Here is a 14571-nt window from a genome sequence, read left to right as displayed (position 1 = left end):
GCCCATCATGGCCGAGAAGAGCATTGAACAGTGGTGGCCGGAGCTGCACACGGCGACCAAACAGTGGTTCCGCGCGAACCACGGGGCCGAGGAAATCGATCCCGACGCTGCCCTGGATGTCTACGACGCCGGCGGCCCGGACCTGAAGGAGCAGTCGCTGTCCCGGCAGGACTGGGACTTCATCGAAACGCAATCCGAGTTTGTCGACTGACCGGTCCGCAGGGGCCGGTTCCTTGGCGGTTGTCGCGGATTTCAACTGCTGTTTGGCGGAAGGGCAGGCGGCTGTTCAACCGCCGACAGGTAGTGTGAAGCATGACTTTGGGCTACGACGCTGATTTCCTGCAGACCGCCGTTGAGCTGCCCCGCGCGGCCACCGCGGCCAAGGTGCTGGACTACACGCACTTCACCATTCTCCTCAATACCTCCCGCCGGTTCGCCGAGCTGACGGCGGCCAATATCGACGGCGGCCAGCTGCGTGACGTGGGCCGCGAGGACACGTGGCGGCTGGATCCGCGGGTCGCCTCCGCGCTGCAGGCCGGGGAGGAGCTCTACCGCAACAACAACCTGGACCGCGGGCACCTGGTGCGCCGGCGGGATCCGGTGTGGGGACCGCCGGCCGACGCGGCGAAGGCCAACATCGAGACCTTCTTCTACACCAACGCCGCCCCGCAGGTGGACACCTTCAACCAGTCCAAGCTGCTCTGGCACGGGCTGGAGGACTACGTGCTCAACCACGCGGACCAGTACGACGCCCGGCTGAGCGTGTTCACCGGACCCGTCCTCGACCCGAAGGACCCGCCGTACCGGGGCTTCGCCATCCCGCTGCTGTTCTGGAAGGTCGTCGCGTGGCAGGGGGCCGACGGCCTGGCCAGCACGGCCTACATCCTCGACCAGTCGCCGCTGCTGGGCGAACTGGAGGAGGAGCGGCTCACCGCCCTGCGCGCCGCGGCGGGCGCCACCCCTCCGCTGGGCCCCTACCGGACCTTCCAGGTGCCGGTCGCGGACGTCCAGGACCTGACGGGTCTGGGTCTGGAGCAGCTGGTTGCGGTGGACCGCTTCGTGCCGGCCCCCACCGCCCGTGCCGGCGAACCGCGCTGGCAGCTGCTGGTCAGCTTCGAGCAGATCGTGCTGCTGCCCCCCGAAAGCTGAGCGGGGGCTCAGCCGCCCCGGAGCACTCCGCTGGCCATGCCGCTGGCCGACGGCTGCCCGGGCCTGCTGCGGATGTGCGAAGCTGGTGGCTCCAGCCCAGCCCTACGTCCGCAAGGAGCCGCCACGTGAGCCTCAAGGTCGCCGACCGCGCCCGGGTGCCGCACTTCGAAGTCATGAACATCCTGCAGCGCGTGGCCGACATGCGCGCCGCGGGACGGGACGTCATCTCGCTGTGCGCGGGAGAGCCGTCCGCGGGCGCCCCGAGCGCGGTGTCGGCCAGGGCCGCGGAGATCCACCGCCTGGCGCTGCCGCTGACCTACACGAGCGCGCTTGGCGTCCGGGAACTCCGGGAGGCGATCGCGGGGCACTACCGCCGCTGGTACGGGCTGGAGATTACTGACGACGACGTCGCCGTCACCACGGGTTCATCGGGCGCCTTCATGCTCGCGTTCCTCGCGGCGTTCAACCCCGGCGACAGGGTGGCCCTCGCCCGCCCGGGTTATCCCGCCTACCGCAACATCCTGACCGCGGTCGGCTGCGAGGTGGTCGAGCTCGACTGCGGCCCGGCCGAGCGGTACCAGCCGACTCCGGAGCTGCTGGACGCGGCGGCGAAGGCGCACGGCGAGCTGTCCGGACTGGTCCTGGCCTCGCCCGCGAACCCGACGGGCACCATGGTCTCCCGCGCCGAGCTCGCCGCACTGACCGACTGGTGCCGCGCCAACGGCGTGCGGCTGGTCAGTGACGAGATCTACCACGGCATCACCTACACCGACCCGCAGGCACCCGACGTTAAAGGCGTGTGCGCGTGGGAACTGGACCGGACCGGCGTCGTTGTTTCCTCCTTCTCGAAGTACTGGGGGATGACGGGCTGGCGGCTGGGCTGGGCGCTGATGCCGCGCGACCTGGCGCCAGCCATGGACGCGCTCGCCGGCAACGTGGCGCTCTGTCCGCCCACCCCCGCGCAGCTGGCCGCCGTGGAGGCCTTCAGCCCCGCCTCCTACGCCGAGGCGGACGCCGCGGTGGCGGAGTTCGCCGGGATCCGGCAGGTGCTGCTGGACAACCTGGGCCGGCTGGAGTGGGGGACGGCCGCCCCGGCGGACGGTGCGTTCTACCTCTACGCGGACCTGGGCCGCCAGCTGGCGGGCTTCGCCGATTCCGCGGAATACTGCCGCGCGCTGCTCCAGGACGAGGGTGTGGCGCTGGTGCCGGGTTCCGACTTCGACGCCGCCAACGGCCGCCGTTCGGTGCGGCTGTCCTTTGCCGCGGGCAAGGACGCCGTGGCCGAGGCCGTGGAGCGGATTGTCCGCTTCCAGGAACGCCGCCGCTGAGCGTGGCGGTTCGGGCAGCCGCCGCCGGGCCTCAAACCGCCGGGCCTCAGACCGCCCGTTCCCAGTCCTCGACCGGCCCGCCGATGACCCGGAACAGCGGGTGCGCATCCGGGACGCTTCCGGCCATCGCGGGCGAGAGCTGGTGCCGTCGGTCGGGGTCGCGGGTGGCGAGTTTCGCCAGCAGATGCTGCCGTTCGAAGTTCAGCTGCCCCTCGGTGACCAGGATGGGGGCGGCCGACGCGGGCTCGGCTGAGAGCACCAGCGCGGTGTTGAAGCGGTAGCCGCGGCCTTCGGCCTCTACGGCCAGGCCGACCAGGTAGGCGCCGATGGCCGCTTCCGGGTCTGCGGCGGCGCGGAAGCGGACCAGCTGCGGATGGTTGCGGTAGCCCTTGGTGGCCCCGGCCAGCACTTTCTGCGCCAACAGGCTCTCGCGCCAGCACGCAACCAGCCCTTTCTGGTCCAGGTACCGGGGGTGCAGGCTCCACAAGCGCATGCTGGATACTCTAGGCGAAAGGGAGAACTGTAGTCCGTGTGAGACAATAGTGCCAATGTCTTCGCAGAAAACTTCCCCCCAAGTCATTCCAGACCGGCCACAGGTGCGCCCCGCGACCGAGGGTTGGAACCAGGCCGTCACCGCCGAGGGACGGCCGCTGCTGCAGTTCAAGTCCCCGCGGGTCAAGCAGCCGCCGGTCCACCTGGCCGACCTGACGCTGGCCGAGCGGCAGGAGAAGATGAAGGAGCTGGGGCTGCCCGCCTTCCGCGCGAAGCAGCTTTCCACGCACTACTTCCAGCACTACACCACCGACCCGGAGCGGATGAGCGACCTGCCCAAGGAGCGCCGCGCCGAGCTGGCCGAGGCGTTCTTCCCGAAGCTGCTGACCGAGGTCAAGCGGCTGACCACGGACAAGGGCGACACCATCAAGTTCCTGTGGCGGCTCTTCGACGGTTCGCTCGTGGAGTCCGTGCTGATGCGCTACCCGGGTCGGATCACGCTGTGCGTCTCCAGCCAGTGCGGCTGCGGCATGAACTGCCCGTTCTGCGCCACCGGCCAGGCCGGGCTGACCCGCAACATGTCGACGGCGGAGATCCTGGACCAGATCGTGCAGGCCAACCGCGTGATCGCCGAAGGCGGGCTCGGCGGCAAGCGCCGGAACAAGGACGCGGGCGCAGGCACCGATGCGGAGCGCGTCACCAACATCGTCTTCATGGGCATGGGCGAGCCGCTGGCCAATTACAAGCGCGTCATGAACGCCGTGCACCGCATGGTGGACGAGGCACCGGAGGGGCTGGGCATGAGCGCCCGCGGCATCACGGTGTCCACGGTCGGCCTGGTTCCGGCGATCAACAAGCTGGCGGACGAGAACCTGCCGTTCACGTTCGCGCTGAGCCTGCACGCGCCGGACGATGAGCTGCGCGACGAGCTGATCCCGGTCAACTCCCGCTGGAAGGTCGATGAGGCGCTCGATGCGGCCTACGGCTACTACCAGCGCACCGGCCGCCGCGTTTCCATCGAGTACGCGCTGATCAAGGACATGAACGACCACGCCTGGCGCGCCGACCTGCTGGCCAAGAAGCTGAACAAGCGCGGTCGGGGCTGGGTGCACGTGAACCCGATCCCGCTGAACCCGACCCCGGGCTCCATCTGGACCAGCTCGGAAGCGGACGTCACCCGGGAGTTCGTCGACCGGCTCAACGATGCCGGCATTCCGACGACGCTGCGCGACACCCGCGGCAAGGAGATCGACGGCGCCTGCGGCCAGCTCGCCGCGGCGGAATAGCCTTTCCAGCCAACACAACGACGACGGCGGCTTAGGTTTTAGGACCTAAGCCGCCGTTTGCTATTCGGCGTTGCGCCTGCGGACGGAGCCTCGCTGGCTCACTTCTCCTCCAGAGCGAAGCCGCGGCCGCCCTTGTCCACAGCTGGGAGTCAAACACTGCCGCTGCGGGGGCGGCCGATGGAAGCCTCTTCCTCAACGAAAGGGTGACTTCCATGGACCAACAACCCGTCCCGGACATTGGGGACCAGCTGCGGCAGCTGTCCGACGAACTGACGCTGCCCAAGCCGGGCGAATGCCTGCTCTGCTACACGTACCGGATGCTGGAGTTCGGCTGCAACGGCCTGGTCTGGGCCAGGCGCTACCGGGACGTGGCGGCACCTCGGGCCACGGCGCTGGAAGACAGGCTGGCGGCCAAAGGCGGCTACTGCGATTGTGAAATCTTCGCCAACGGCTACGAGCCCAACGCGGATCTGTGGGACCCCCGCGGGTACTGCGAGGAGCACCAACCGGATCCGCTACCACCGTGCCAGCAGGTGCGCCCTGGCTCCACGCAGCCGTGCCGGCTCTGGCGGCCGCGCTGGCGCCCGCCCGGCGGACGGATTTATCGCTGGTGGTGAGCGGCCAAAGTATGGGTGGCAGCTAGCGGGCTGCAGCCTCGGCAGGTTGGGCAGGGGACCGTCGCAGCGGGCAGGCGGGGATGGCGTAGCGGCAGGCGAGGGCGGCTGTTGCCAGGATGGCGGCGGCGACGGCGAGGATGGTGTTGGCCGGTGCGGGGAGTTCCTGGACGAGGACGAAGACGCCCATCACGAGGACGAAGATGCCGAAGCCTTTGCGGAGCGCGGTTTCGGGGATCCGGCCGGCGAGGCGGGAGCCGAGCACGGAGCCGACGATGGCTGCCGCGGTGACGGCGGCGACGAGGCTCCAGTCGAGGCTGACGCTGGTGAGGTAGCCGCCGAGTCCGGCGAAGGATTTCAGTGCGATGACCACGAGGGAGGTTCCGACGGCGACGGGCATCGCGAGTCCGCCGAGGAGGGCGAGGGCCGGGACCACGAGGAATCCGCCGCCGGCGCCGACGAGACCGGTGACGAGGCCGACGACGAGGCCTTCGAGGATGACCTTGAGGACGGGTAGTTCGTTGTTGTGGGTGGCGGTGCCCTGGGCCTTGTTTTTGCGGCCGCGGATCATGGCGATGGAGGTTGCCACCATCATGAGGGCGAAGGCGATCATCAGGATGGTGCCGGGGATGTGTCCGCCGAGCAGGCCGCCGAGGAAGGCTCCGGCCATGCCGGCGGCGCCGAAGATGAGGCCGGTGCGCCATTTGACGCGGCCGTTGCGGGCGTGGGCGATGGCGCTGACGGCGGAGGTCGCGCCGACGACGAACAGCGACGCGGCGATCGCTTCCTTGGGATCGAGTCCGGCGACGTAGGTGAGGATGGGGACGGTGAGGATGGAGCCTCCGCCGCCGAGCAGGCCGAGGGAGAGTCCGATGACGACGGAGAGCAGCAGGGTGGCCGTGAGGGCGAGGCTCATGGGGTCGGTCCTTTGCGTGGAGGGGGCGGTCGGCCCGGCGGGTCAGCGGGTGGGGAGGCCGGCGCGCTGCCAGGCGGTCATGCCGCCGGTCATGGTGTCGGCGGTGTAGCCGGCGGTGTTGAGCGCGTCGGCGACCCGGGCGCTGCGGTTGCCGCTGCGGCAGACCACGATGATCGGGCGGCTGCGGTCCAGTTCGTTCAGCCGGCGGTTGAGGTCGCCCATCGGGATGTGCACGGCTTCGGGGATCATGCCCTCGGCGACTTCGAAGTCTTCGCGGACGTCGAGGATCTGGTCGCGGGTGCGGCGGTCGTTGGTGTCCTGGATGGTGGTCTCGGCCATGGTGTGCTCCTTGGATGAGGGCTGGCGGGGGTGGTTCCCGCCCGGGCGGGGGAGACCCTGGGGGGTGGTCTGTACCCGGGCGGGAACCGGCTTGGGGAGGTGCGCTAGGCGGCGGGCAGCTGCCGGATCGCGCTCTCGGCGGTGGGTTCGGCGGCGGTCTTGTTCCAGGGCATCTTGGAGAGCATGTTGCCCATGGCGCAGGTGTTGGTTGCGGCGGAGAAGGTCAGGCCGGTGCCGATGGCGCCGGCGAGCAGGCGCAGCTTGGGGGAGACGAACTTGCCGGCCAGCAGGCCGCCGACGACGAGGGTGCCGGCTGCCATTCGGACCTGGCGCTCGAGGTCCCAGCGCTGGGCGCCGCGGACGACCTCGCCTCCGGCCGAGGCGAAGCCCGGTACGCCGCCGGTCAGGACCAGGGCGGTGTCGATGCCCGCGGTGCCCAGGCGCTGGCGGGCCTGCTCGGCGCGGACGCCGGACTGGCAGACCAGGACCACGCGCTTGCCGAGGCGTGCGGCGAGTTCGTCGGTGTGCTCGGAGAGCAGCGGCAGCGGCACATTGTAGGAGCCGCGGATGTGCTGCGCTTCGAATTCTGCGGCGGAGCGGACGTCGATCACGATCAGGTCTTCGTGCCTGTCCATCCACTCGCGGAGGATCTGCGCATCGAGTGCGGTCACGGTAGAAGTCTCGGAAGCCAAAGGGGTTCCTTTCCGGTTAGGCGGGTGTGTCCCCATAAGTCTGCCACATACCCCAGGGGGTATGCAAGACACCCTGGGGGGTATACAATTGGGGAAGGCTTTCATTGTGAGGAGAAGATCATGCAACTCGATGCCACCGAGCTCACGCCGGTCATCAACCGGCTCAAGCGTGCGCAGGGACAGCTTGCCGCGGTGACGCGGATGCTGGAGGAAGGCCGGGACTGCAAGGATGTGGTCACCCAGCTGGCCGCCGTGTCCAAGGCCCTGGACCGCGCCGGGTTTGTGATCATTTCGACCGGCCTGGAACAGTGCCTGGCCAAGCAGGACAACTCCATCGACAAGAAAGACCTCGAGAAACTCTTCCTCTCGCTGGCCTGACACGGCGACCGGCAATGCGGCAGGCGGCCCTGGATCCATGCGGACCAGGGCCGCCTGCTGCATTAGTTGGCCTCGGTCGATCCGGCGCCGTGGCTCAAGTGGAGCGGGGAGCCAGCGTTTCGTACATCCGCGCAGCGACGATTCCCGCCGTCGCCGCACTGAGGACCGCGGCCGCCCAGACGGCGGCGTGCAGGCCCAGCCAGTCGGCGATGATGCCTCCGAGAACGGCGCCGACGGCGTAACCGAGGTCGCGCCAGACGCGGTAGACGCCGACCGCGCGGCCGCGCCAAGCCGGGTGTGCCACGTCTCCGACCACCGCCAGGAGCGTCGGATAGACCATCGCTGTTCCCGCTCCCAACAGCACGGTTCCCAAGGCCCAGCCGGCGAATGAGCCGGATGCTGCGATGACAGCCAGGGCCGCGGCCTGCAGCCCCATGCCAGCGGCGATGAGGTGCTTGCGGCCGATCCTGTCGGAGAGGGCGCCGGTGACCAATTGTCCCGCGCCCCACACGCCCGGATAGAGGGCGAAGAGCAGGCCCACCTGCTCCACCGGCAGGCCAGCGGTGGCGAAAAGCAGCGGGAACAGGCCCCATGAGAGGCCGAAATTGAGGTTGTTCACGAGTCCGGCCAGGCTCGCCGAGGACAGGGCGGGCTCCCGCAGGCTGGTCTGGATCAGGATCTGCCGGTTATCCAGGTCCTGGTGCAGGTGATCGTGCATCCCGTCGGCGCGGGGGCTGTGCTTTTGGGATTCCAGACGCGCGTGGCCTGCGGTTTCACGGATGAAGACGCCGGAGAGCAGTAGGGCCAGTGCGGTGTAGGAAAGGCCCAGCAGGAACGGGGCCGGCCGCAGCCCGTAGTGCCCGGCCAGATAGCCGGCCACTAGGGAGGATGCCGCGACGGCGCCGTAGCCGGCCGCCTCGTTCAACCCCATGGCCAGACCGCGCTGCCGCGGGCCGACCAGGTCGATTTTCATCACGACGGTGGTGGACCAGGTCAGGCCCTGATTAATGCCCAGCAGTACGTTGGCCGCGATGACCCAGCCCCAGTTCGGGGCCAGGATCAGCATCAGCGGCACGGGCACGGCGAACAGCCAGCCGGCGAGCAGGACGGGTTTGCGGCCGTGCCGGTCGGAGAGTGTGCCGGCGAAGTAGTTGGCGACCGCCTTCGTCACCCCGAAGGCCGCGACGTAGGTGAAGATGAAGGTGAACCCTGTCAGTCCAAATTCCTCCGTAGCCAGCAGCGGCAGCACGGTCTGCTGCTGGCCGACCATGCCGCCGACGAGGGCGTTCACTGCCACCAGCAGGGTGAACTGTGCCGCGTTTGCCCGCAGCCCGAGGACGGGGGAAGGGGTTCTTGCTGCTCTGGTCACGGTTGTCCTCCGCGGGGGGTAGGGCGATCATAACGCCGCACGGGCCCGCAGTGTGTGCGGGCCCGTGCGGTGGTGTTTGCCGCTTAGCGGATGGCGGCCGTTTCGCGGGAGGCGTGGAAGTTTTCCCAGGCGGCGTAGCTGCCGTCGAGTTCGACGACGTTGTAGCCGGCGCGGCGCAGGGTGCTGGCGGCGACGGAGTTGCGCACGCCGCTCTGGCAGTAGGTCACGATGGTGCCGTCGGTGGGGAGCTTGTCCAGGTTCCAGAGCACGCGGCCGGCGTTGAGCTGGTCGGAGCCGGGGATGTGGCCGGCGGTGTGTTCGGTCTTGTTCCGCACGTCCAGGACCAGGGCGGCGTCGAAGCCGTCGAGTTCCTCGGGCTGGATCAGGGCCGGGATCGTGGTGGGCAGCCCGTCCAGGGTTGTCGTGTAGCCGGCGACGTTGTCGATGCCCACCCGGACCAGGTGGTCCCGCATGTCCTGTGCGGTGTCCCGGTCCGGGGCGAGCAGGACCAGGGGCCGGTCGTCGGTCTCCGGGTCGTAGGCCCAGGCGCCGAAGCTGGCGGCTTTGTTGCCGGCCGGGATGTTCAGGGCGCCGGGCACGGTTCCTTCGTGGACCTGGGCGTTGGGCCGGGTGTCGACGAAGGTGATTTTGTCGGCGTCCAGGTCCGCGGCGATGGTCTTGTTGTCCAGTTCGGGCAGCGGTGCGCGGTCGCCGATAACGGCCGGGCCGAGGCGGTTCTGGCGCTTCATGCGGCCGAAGTAGGCGTGGGCGTCGGGCTGGCCGTCGAGGAGCTCGTCGATGAAGCCCTGTTCGTCGTTGGCTTCGAGGTACTTGCCCCACCAGGAGTAGAGGCGTTCGTAGCCGACCGTGGTGGAGGGGATCGCGCCCAGGGCCTTGCCGCAGGCGCTGCCGGAGCCGTGGCCGGGGTAGACCTGGACGTGGTCGGGCAGGGTCAGGAACTTGGTGCGGAGGCTGGCGAAGAGCTGCTTCGCGCCCTCGAAGCGGGTGTCGATGCCGCCGGCGGCCTCGTCCAGGAGGTCCGGCCGGCCCAGGTCGCCGGCGAAGACGAAGTCGCCGGAGAGCAGGTAGCCGGGCTGGTCGCTGAAGGCGCCGTCGGTGACGAGGAAGGACAGGTGTTCCGGGGTGTGTCCGGGGGTGTGCACGGCCTGCACGGTGATGTTGCCGATCGAGACGGCGTCGCCGTCGTTGAGGCGTGCGGCGTCGAAGCCGTACTGCCAGTCCGTGCCACCCTCGCCCGAGACGTAGATGTCCGCGCCGGTGGCCGCGGCGAGTTCGCGCGTGCCGGAGAGGTAGTCGGCGTGGATGTGGGTTTCGGTCACCGCGACGATCTTCATCCCGTTGGCCTTGGCCAAGTCGAGGTACACATCGATGTCGCGGCGGGCGTCGACCACCACGGCCTCGCCCTTGCGCTGGCAGCCGATGAAGTAGCCGGCCTGGGCCAGGTCTTCGTCATAGATTCGCTCGAGCAGCATCTCGTCTCCTTGTCATTGCTTCCGGGTACCCCCGGGGGTATCTTTCCGAGCTCAACGATAATACCTCGGGGGGTATAGTGCAAGTGCCGGCGGTGAAGTGGAAAATACCCATGGGGGTATATAGGATGGGGGCCGGCGGCCGAGCGCGGCCGCCTTCTCATGAAGCTGATGGAGGACTGATATGTGCAGGGTGGCGACGTGCGGGCACTGTGGAAAAGCGACGTGGGCCGGCTGCGGCAACCATGTGGAGCAGGTGATGCGCAATGTTCCGCAGTCCCGGCGCTGCACCTGCTCCCGGGCGGCCGGGCGGCAGGGCGCTCCCGTGTCCGCGGGCAGCGGCGGTGGCTGGTTCAGGAAGCTTTTCGGGCGCTGACCTGCGGGCCTGTTTAGCGTGCCTGTTAAAGTGGCCGGCATGGAGAATACCGAACTTGTCCTGCACCTCGCCGGCCCCGGGACCCGGCCGTTCCCCGACCTTGAAGCAGCCCTGCGCACCGCGCGTAATGCGCGCGCCGAGTTGCCCGAGGCCGGGATCGAACTCGTCGTGCAGGGACCGGTCGTCGCCCGGCTCGCCGGTGATGCTGCCGAGGCAGCAGCCTTCGCTGCCGAAGAAGGAATGACTGTCACTGCATGCCGGAACAGCCTCCGCTCGGCCGGAATCGACGAAGCGACCCTGCCCGCGGGCATCACCGTGGTCCCCGCCGCGGTCGCCCATCTCGCCCGGCGGCAATTCGGCGGCGCCGCCTACATCCGCGTCTAGGATTTGCCCGGGCTAAGCCGCGGTGTCTCCCGGGCCGGCGATCGGTGGTTCAGCGCGGCGGCATACGGTCCAGGTGCTGGCGCGGCACGCGGTCCCGGGAGTAGGTGATCTCGGTGTAGCCGTGGGGGGCAGGCTTGCCGTCCTCGCCGAGATTGACGAAGACGATTTTCTCAATCGTTAGGATCGACTGGCGGGTGAACATGTTCCGTACTTCCGCACGCATCGTCAGCGACGTCCGGCCGAAGTGCGTTGCCGTCAGGCCCATCTCGATCAGGTCGCCCTGCTGTGCCGAGCTCACGAAGTTGATTTCGGACATGTACTTGGTGACGGCCATCCCGTTGCCCAGCTGGATGATGGCGTAGATGGCGGCCTCTTCGTCGATCCAGCGCAGCAGGCTGCCGCCGAACAGCGTGCCGTTCGCGTTGAGGTCTTCGGGCCGCACCCATTTGCGGGTGTGGAAGGTGATGTCGCCGTTCTCCATAGGGACGACAGTAGCGGAAACCCTGAAGATTCCTGCCTATGAAGCGGCGCGGGCGGCGAGGATCCGGGTCCCGATGGCCTTGGCAAAGCAGCGGGAGGTTACCGCGTCCGTGTAGGGGCCGAAGTTGGGAACACGCGCGTAGCCCGCGCTTTCGTACAGCCTGATGCCGTCGGCCTGGACGGAGCCCGCCTCGGCCCGCAGTTCCGCGTAGCCCAGCTGCGTGGCGCACTCCTCCAACACGGCAAGGATCGAGCTTGCCACCTCGGAGCCCCTGGCGTAGGGAAGCACATATACGCGCTTGACCTCCCCGGTGGCTGCATCCAGGCGGCGGATACCGCCGCAGCCCAGAGGCTGGCCGCTGCAGCGTTCGTACGCGATCAGGAAGACGGCCACATCCGCGTCCGACGGCGGCGGGCCGGCTTCGTGGTCGGGCGTCCCGAAGCGCGCGGCCAGTTCCGCTTGCTGCGCCCTGCGCAGCTCCGCGCCCACCGGATTCTCCCAGGGGACCTGCCTAAATATGAGCCGCCTGCTACCGTGCATCCTGTCCTCCGACCCGTAGAAGAGGTGATGGAATCAACGCTAGGCGGCCGCGGTTTCACGGGTGTTTCGGGCAGATGGAGAACGCTTAAACGTCGGGCCGCTCGGCGTCGTCGGACTTTGCCTCCACGTGCGGAATCGACCCGGTCGCCGGAGTGACCGCCGGCGTGAGGACCGAGGCGTAGGCATGTTCGCTGGAGTACTTCAGGAACGCGAGATGCGCCTCGTAGCGGTCGAGGACGTCGTCGATAATCTGCTGCCTGCTCAGGCCCATGAGGTCGTACCCCTCGGTGCCCGTCTGGGTGAACACCTCAAGCCGGTAGTAGGTGTCGATTTCGCGCGACATGCTGCGGGCACCGAACATCGGCACGGGTGCCTCGACGGCTGCCACCTGGTAGTGGAAGTTCCGGTGGTTTGCCATGTTCACCACCAGGGTATGCTCGTCGACGCCGGTCTCAGTGTTGGGTGCCGTTGTCAGCTCGGCCTCATAGCCCAGCTCCGTGAACTCCCTGGCCACGTCCTGCAGCGCGGGCTGCACGACACGGGCGGCGAACTGTGCCACGGACTTGTTCGACGGATAGGACCGCAGGCCGGCAAGCCGCTGACGCCACGTTTTTTCCGGTGCATGGCCGCCGTGGGCGGCCGCCGATCGCCGGCGCAGCACCAGGCCTTCTCGCTCGGCCCTCTCCATTCTGAGCACCTTGGAGAACGAGGCCATCACCAGGTAGGCGATGATGGTAACCGGCAGGGCGAAGATCAGCGTGGCGTACTCCATGGTCGTGACGCCTCCGGCCACGAGCATGGCGACGGTGAGGAAGGCCGTGACCAGCGCCCAGAAGATGCGCAGCCACTTGGCGCCGTCCACCGAGGGGTCGGGGATCGAGGAGGAGAAGTTCGACATCACCATGGCGCCGGAGTTGGCGCTGGTGAGGTAGAACAGCAGGCCGGACAGCGTGGCCAGCCCGATCAGGAACGGGGCTCCCGGGAACATCTCCAACAGCGCATACCAGCCGTGTTCCGGGCTGTCGATGGCGAGTTGCGCGAATTCCTTGTTCCCGCCGAGCACCTCGCTCATGGCGCTGTTGCCGAAGATCGAGACGATGAAGAAGTCGCAGAGGACCGGAGCGGTAATGGCGGCGATGACGAACTCGCGCAGCGTCCGGCCGCGCGAAATGCGCGCCAGGAAGAGCCCGACGAAGGGTCCCCAAGCCAGCCAGAATGCCCAGAAGAACAAGGTCCAGCCGGCCATCCACTCCGAGCCGCCTTCCTCATAGGCCAAGGTCTGCAGCGTCCGCTCGGGGAGGGTGAAGACGAATCGGCCGATGTTTTCGACCATCGCGTTGAGCAGGAAGGATGTCTTTCCGGTGACCAGGATGTAGAGCATCATTGCCCCGGCGGACCAGAGGTTCAGCTCGGAGATCAGCCGGATTCCCTTATCCACGCCGGAGGTGCAGGCGGCGATCGTCATGACCACGGCCACGAGCACGAGGGCGATCTGCAGCGCCAGGCCCTCGGGAAGTCCGAACAGCCAGCTGAACCCGACGTTGAGCAGGACTACGCCGATGCCCATCGAGGTGGCGACGCCGAAGACGGTGCCGACGAGGGCGAAAATATCTATCACGTCGCCCGTCGCACCGCGGACGCGCCGCCCCAGGAGCGGGTAGAGGGCTGCCCGGATGGACAAGGGCATGCCCCACCGGTAGGCGAAGTAACCCATCGCCATGCCGAGCAGTGCATACATCGACCAGCCGGCCACGCCGTAGTGGAACATCGTCCAGACGACGGCGTCCTGGGCGGCCGCCGCGGATTCCGGGCTGGCCGTCGGCGGAGTGATGTATTGGGTGATGGGACCGGTCACGGAGTAGAAGAGCATGTCGATGCCCACGCCGGCCGCGAACAGCATCGCGACCCACGTGAACAGGCGGTACTGCGGGCGCGAGTGGTCCGGGCCGAGCCGGACGCTGCCCTCCTTGGAGAGGGCCACCCACAGGACGAAGATGATGACGAGGGTGACGGTGACGACGTAGTACCAGCCGAGGTTGGTGGCGATCCAGCCGACCACGGACTGCATGGTGCCCGCCGCCGTCGTCGGCGCAAGCATCGCCCAGAGCGAGAACAGGACGACGATGATCGAGGAAATGATGAAGACGCGCCAGTTGACCCGCGGGCCGGGGCTCTCGGCGAGTTCGGTGGGACCCTTGCTCAGTTCGGTGCTGGAAATCGGAGGACGCCTGGCCTCGACCTCCGGGTCGTGGTTGCGGCGCCGGTCGGTTCCGCCGAAACGCTCGCGTTCAACGAGCGCCTTCGATGGCTCATCGCCCGGAGTCGGTGTTTGCTCCACCTTGGCCATACATGCTCCATCTCTCGCGGGCGTGCCCGCGGTCCTCGAATTCAAGGCCGCATCGCTGAAGGAAGGGCCGCGCTCCTTGGCGCAGCACAGAGGCGGTGCGGCAAACCAGGCCTTTGCCCCGGCCGGTTCGCAGGGCCGCTTCGGCGGGCCCCGGCGCCGGACCCAGCCGGCGGTGCTGATTATCTGTGGCGGGCAGTCCGCCATCGGGCAAGCATTGGAAACAACTGAACCCCGGACCGGTATCCCGGGCCGGGGTTCTGTCGTGGAAGTTGCGGGGACAGGATTTGAACCTGTGACCTCCGGGTTATGAGCCCGGCGAGCTACCGAACTGCTCCACCCCGCGGCGTGATATCCACATTAGCGCGCGGGGTGTCCATCTGGCGAATCGAG

The 14571-nt window shown here is 68.3% G+C and carries 17 protein-coding genes and 1 tRNA gene; 8 read left to right on the top strand and 10 right to left on the bottom strand.

Annotation, left to right across the window (positions count from 1 at the left end; all coding sequences use genetic code 11):
* Positions 1 to 7 precede the first annotated feature (7 nt).
* From AHIS1636_RS04290 to AHIS1636_RS04280, 3 genes are all read left to right on the top strand, one after another.
* Positions 8 to 211 carry a hypothetical protein gene (locus AHIS1636_RS04290; protein WP_264794581.1) on the top strand — a complete coding sequence of 68 codons (204 nt, stop codon included), beginning with the start codon at positions 8 to 10 and terminating at the stop codon, positions 209 to 211.
* A gap of 101 nt (positions 212 to 312) precedes the next feature.
* The gene (locus AHIS1636_RS04285; RefSeq protein ID WP_264794580.1) at positions 313 to 1149 is read left to right on the top strand and encodes a DNA/RNA non-specific endonuclease; all 837 of its coding nucleotides are present in this window, start codon (positions 313 to 315) and stop codon (positions 1147 to 1149) included.
* A 125-nt stretch (positions 1150 to 1274) separates the two neighbouring features.
* Positions 1275 to 2477: an aminotransferase class I/II-fold pyridoxal phosphate-dependent enzyme gene (locus AHIS1636_RS04280; protein WP_264794579.1), complete on the top strand. Its 1203-nt coding sequence runs from the start codon at positions 1275 to 1277 to the stop codon at positions 2475 to 2477.
* A gap of 46 nt (positions 2478 to 2523) precedes the next feature.
* On the opposite strand, the gene AHIS1636_RS04275 is transcribed toward AHIS1636_RS04280, so the two are convergent.
* Entirely contained in the window at positions 2524 to 2970 is a 447-nt protein-coding gene (locus AHIS1636_RS04275) for a pyrimidine dimer DNA glycosylase/endonuclease V (protein ID WP_264794578.1), read from the bottom strand.
* 55 nt (positions 2971 to 3025) lie between these two features.
* On the opposite strand from AHIS1636_RS04275, the gene rlmN reads away from it, so the two are divergent.
* On the top strand, positions 3026 to 4255 hold the full coding sequence (rlmN, locus tag AHIS1636_RS04270; RefSeq protein WP_264794577.1) for a dual-specificity RNA methyltransferase RlmN: 1230 nt from the start codon (positions 3026 to 3028) through the stop codon (positions 4253 to 4255).
* A gap of 212 nt (positions 4256 to 4467) precedes the next feature.
* Entirely contained in the window at positions 4468 to 4872 is a 405-nt protein-coding gene (locus AHIS1636_RS04265; RefSeq protein WP_264794576.1) for a DUF2695 domain-containing protein, read from the top strand.
* 22 nt (positions 4873 to 4894) lie between these two features.
* Here AHIS1636_RS04265 and AHIS1636_RS04260 read toward each other — a convergent pair whose 3' ends face one another.
* The 3 genes from AHIS1636_RS04260 to AHIS1636_RS04250 form a co-directional block, all read right to left on the bottom strand.
* Positions 4895 to 5785, bottom strand: coding sequence for a sulfite exporter TauE/SafE family protein (locus AHIS1636_RS04260; RefSeq protein ID WP_264794575.1), 891 nt, complete (start codon positions 5783 to 5785; stop codon positions 4895 to 4897).
* 42 nt (positions 5786 to 5827) lie between these two features.
* Positions 5828 to 6124, bottom strand: a complete 297-nt coding sequence (locus AHIS1636_RS04255; protein ID WP_264794574.1) for a rhodanese-like domain-containing protein — start codon at positions 6122 to 6124, stop codon at positions 5828 to 5830.
* 104 nt (positions 6125 to 6228) lie between these two features.
* Entirely contained in the window at positions 6229 to 6852 is a 624-nt protein-coding gene (locus AHIS1636_RS04250; RefSeq protein ID WP_264794573.1) for a rhodanese-like domain-containing protein, read from the bottom strand.
* Between the two features lie 84 nt (positions 6853 to 6936).
* Here AHIS1636_RS04250 and AHIS1636_RS04245 point away from each other — a divergent pair, with 84 nt between their 5' ends.
* Positions 6937 to 7194 carry a metal-sensitive transcriptional regulator gene (locus tag AHIS1636_RS04245; protein WP_264794572.1) on the top strand — a complete coding sequence of 86 codons (258 nt, stop codon included), beginning with the start codon at positions 6937 to 6939 and terminating at the stop codon, positions 7192 to 7194.
* A gap of 94 nt (positions 7195 to 7288) precedes the next feature.
* Here the strand turns inward: AHIS1636_RS04245 and AHIS1636_RS04240 are convergent, their stop codons facing one another.
* Together AHIS1636_RS04240 and AHIS1636_RS04235 are read right to left on the bottom strand one after the other, a co-directional pair.
* Entirely contained in the window at positions 7289 to 8563 is a 1275-nt protein-coding gene (locus AHIS1636_RS04240) for an MFS transporter (RefSeq protein WP_264794571.1), read from the bottom strand.
* An 83-nt stretch (positions 8564 to 8646) separates the two neighbouring features.
* Positions 8647 to 10056, bottom strand: coding sequence for an MBL fold metallo-hydrolase (locus AHIS1636_RS04235; protein WP_264794570.1), 1410 nt, complete (start codon positions 10054 to 10056; stop codon positions 8647 to 8649).
* Positions 10057 to 10237: 181 nt separating this feature from the next.
* Here AHIS1636_RS04235 and AHIS1636_RS20455 point away from each other — a divergent pair, with 181 nt between their 5' ends.
* Positions 10238 to 10429 carry a DUF8730 family Cys-rich protein gene (locus AHIS1636_RS20455; protein WP_264794569.1) on the top strand — a complete coding sequence of 64 codons (192 nt, stop codon included), beginning with the start codon at positions 10238 to 10240 and terminating at the stop codon, positions 10427 to 10429.
* A gap of 39 nt (positions 10430 to 10468) precedes the next feature.
* The gene (locus tag AHIS1636_RS04225; RefSeq protein ID WP_264794568.1) at positions 10469 to 10813 is read left to right on the top strand and encodes a DsrE family protein; all 345 of its coding nucleotides are present in this window, start codon (positions 10469 to 10471) and stop codon (positions 10811 to 10813) included.
* A 49-nt stretch (positions 10814 to 10862) separates the two neighbouring features.
* Here AHIS1636_RS04225 and AHIS1636_RS04220 read toward each other — a convergent pair whose 3' ends face one another.
* From AHIS1636_RS04220 to AHIS1636_RS04205, 4 genes are all read right to left on the bottom strand, one after another.
* Positions 10863 to 11294: an acyl-CoA thioesterase gene (locus tag AHIS1636_RS04220; protein ID WP_264794567.1), complete on the bottom strand. Its 432-nt coding sequence runs from the start codon at positions 11292 to 11294 to the stop codon at positions 10863 to 10865.
* A 36-nt stretch (positions 11295 to 11330) separates the two neighbouring features.
* Positions 11331 to 11783, bottom strand: a complete 453-nt coding sequence (locus AHIS1636_RS04215) for a GNAT family N-acetyltransferase (protein ID WP_264794566.1) — start codon at positions 11781 to 11783, stop codon at positions 11331 to 11333.
* Between the two features lie 136 nt (positions 11784 to 11919).
* The gene (gene betT, locus AHIS1636_RS04210) at positions 11920 to 14181 is read right to left on the bottom strand and encodes a choline BCCT transporter BetT (RefSeq protein WP_264794565.1); all 2262 of its coding nucleotides are present in this window, start codon (positions 14179 to 14181) and stop codon (positions 11920 to 11922) included.
* A 269-nt stretch (positions 14182 to 14450) separates the two neighbouring features.
* Positions 14451 to 14524: transfer RNA gene (locus AHIS1636_RS04205), tRNA-Met, on the bottom strand.
* Between the last annotated feature and the right edge of the window lie 47 nt (positions 14525 to 14571).

Source organism: Arthrobacter mangrovi, from assembly GCF_026011795.1.
GTDB lineage: Bacteria > Actinomycetota > Actinomycetes > Actinomycetales > Micrococcaceae > Crystallibacter > Crystallibacter mangrovi.
Note: the sequence above shows the minus strand (reverse complement) of the source record. Positions and strands in the feature narration are given on the sequence as shown.

Bases quoted from the DNA above. Each gene is read 5' to 3' on its own strand.
- AHIS1636_RS04290 (WP_264794581.1), top strand. From the start codon at position 8: ATGGCCGAGAAGAGCATTGAACAGTGGTGGCCGGAGCTGCACACGGCG.
- AHIS1636_RS04285 (WP_264794580.1), top strand. From the start codon at position 313: ATGACTTTGGGCTACGACGCTGATTTCCTGCAGACCGCCGTTGAGCTG.
- AHIS1636_RS04275 (WP_264794578.1), bottom strand. From the start codon at position 2,970: ATGCGCTTGTGGAGCCTGCACCCCCGGTACCTGGACCAGAAAGGGCTG.
- rlmN (WP_264794577.1), top strand. From the start codon at position 3,026: ATGTCTTCGCAGAAAACTTCCCCCCAAGTCATTCCAGACCGGCCACAG.
- AHIS1636_RS04265 (WP_264794576.1), top strand. From the start codon at position 4,468: ATGGACCAACAACCCGTCCCGGACATTGGGGACCAGCTGCGGCAGCTG.
- AHIS1636_RS04260 (WP_264794575.1), bottom strand. From the start codon at position 5,785: ATGAGCCTCGCCCTCACGGCCACCCTGCTGCTCTCCGTCGTCATCGGA.
- AHIS1636_RS04255 (WP_264794574.1), bottom strand. From the start codon at position 6,124: ATGGCCGAGACCACCATCCAGGACACCAACGACCGCCGCACCCGCGAC.
- AHIS1636_RS04250 (WP_264794573.1), bottom strand. From the start codon at position 6,852: ATGGGGACACACCCGCCTAACCGGAAAGGAACCCCTTTGGCTTCCGAG.
- AHIS1636_RS04245 (WP_264794572.1), top strand. From the start codon at position 6,937: ATGCAACTCGATGCCACCGAGCTCACGCCGGTCATCAACCGGCTCAAG.
- AHIS1636_RS04235 (WP_264794570.1), bottom strand. From the start codon at position 10,056: ATGCTGCTCGAGCGAATCTATGACGAAGACCTGGCCCAGGCCGGCTAC.
- AHIS1636_RS20455 (WP_264794569.1), top strand. From the start codon at position 10,238: ATGTGCAGGGTGGCGACGTGCGGGCACTGTGGAAAAGCGACGTGGGCC.
- AHIS1636_RS04225 (WP_264794568.1), top strand. From the start codon at position 10,469: ATGGAGAATACCGAACTTGTCCTGCACCTCGCCGGCCCCGGGACCCGG.
- AHIS1636_RS04220 (WP_264794567.1), bottom strand. From the start codon at position 11,294: ATGGAGAACGGCGACATCACCTTCCACACCCGCAAATGGGTGCGGCCC.
- betT (WP_264794565.1), bottom strand. From the start codon at position 14,181: ATGGCCAAGGTGGAGCAAACACCGACTCCGGGCGATGAGCCATCGAAG.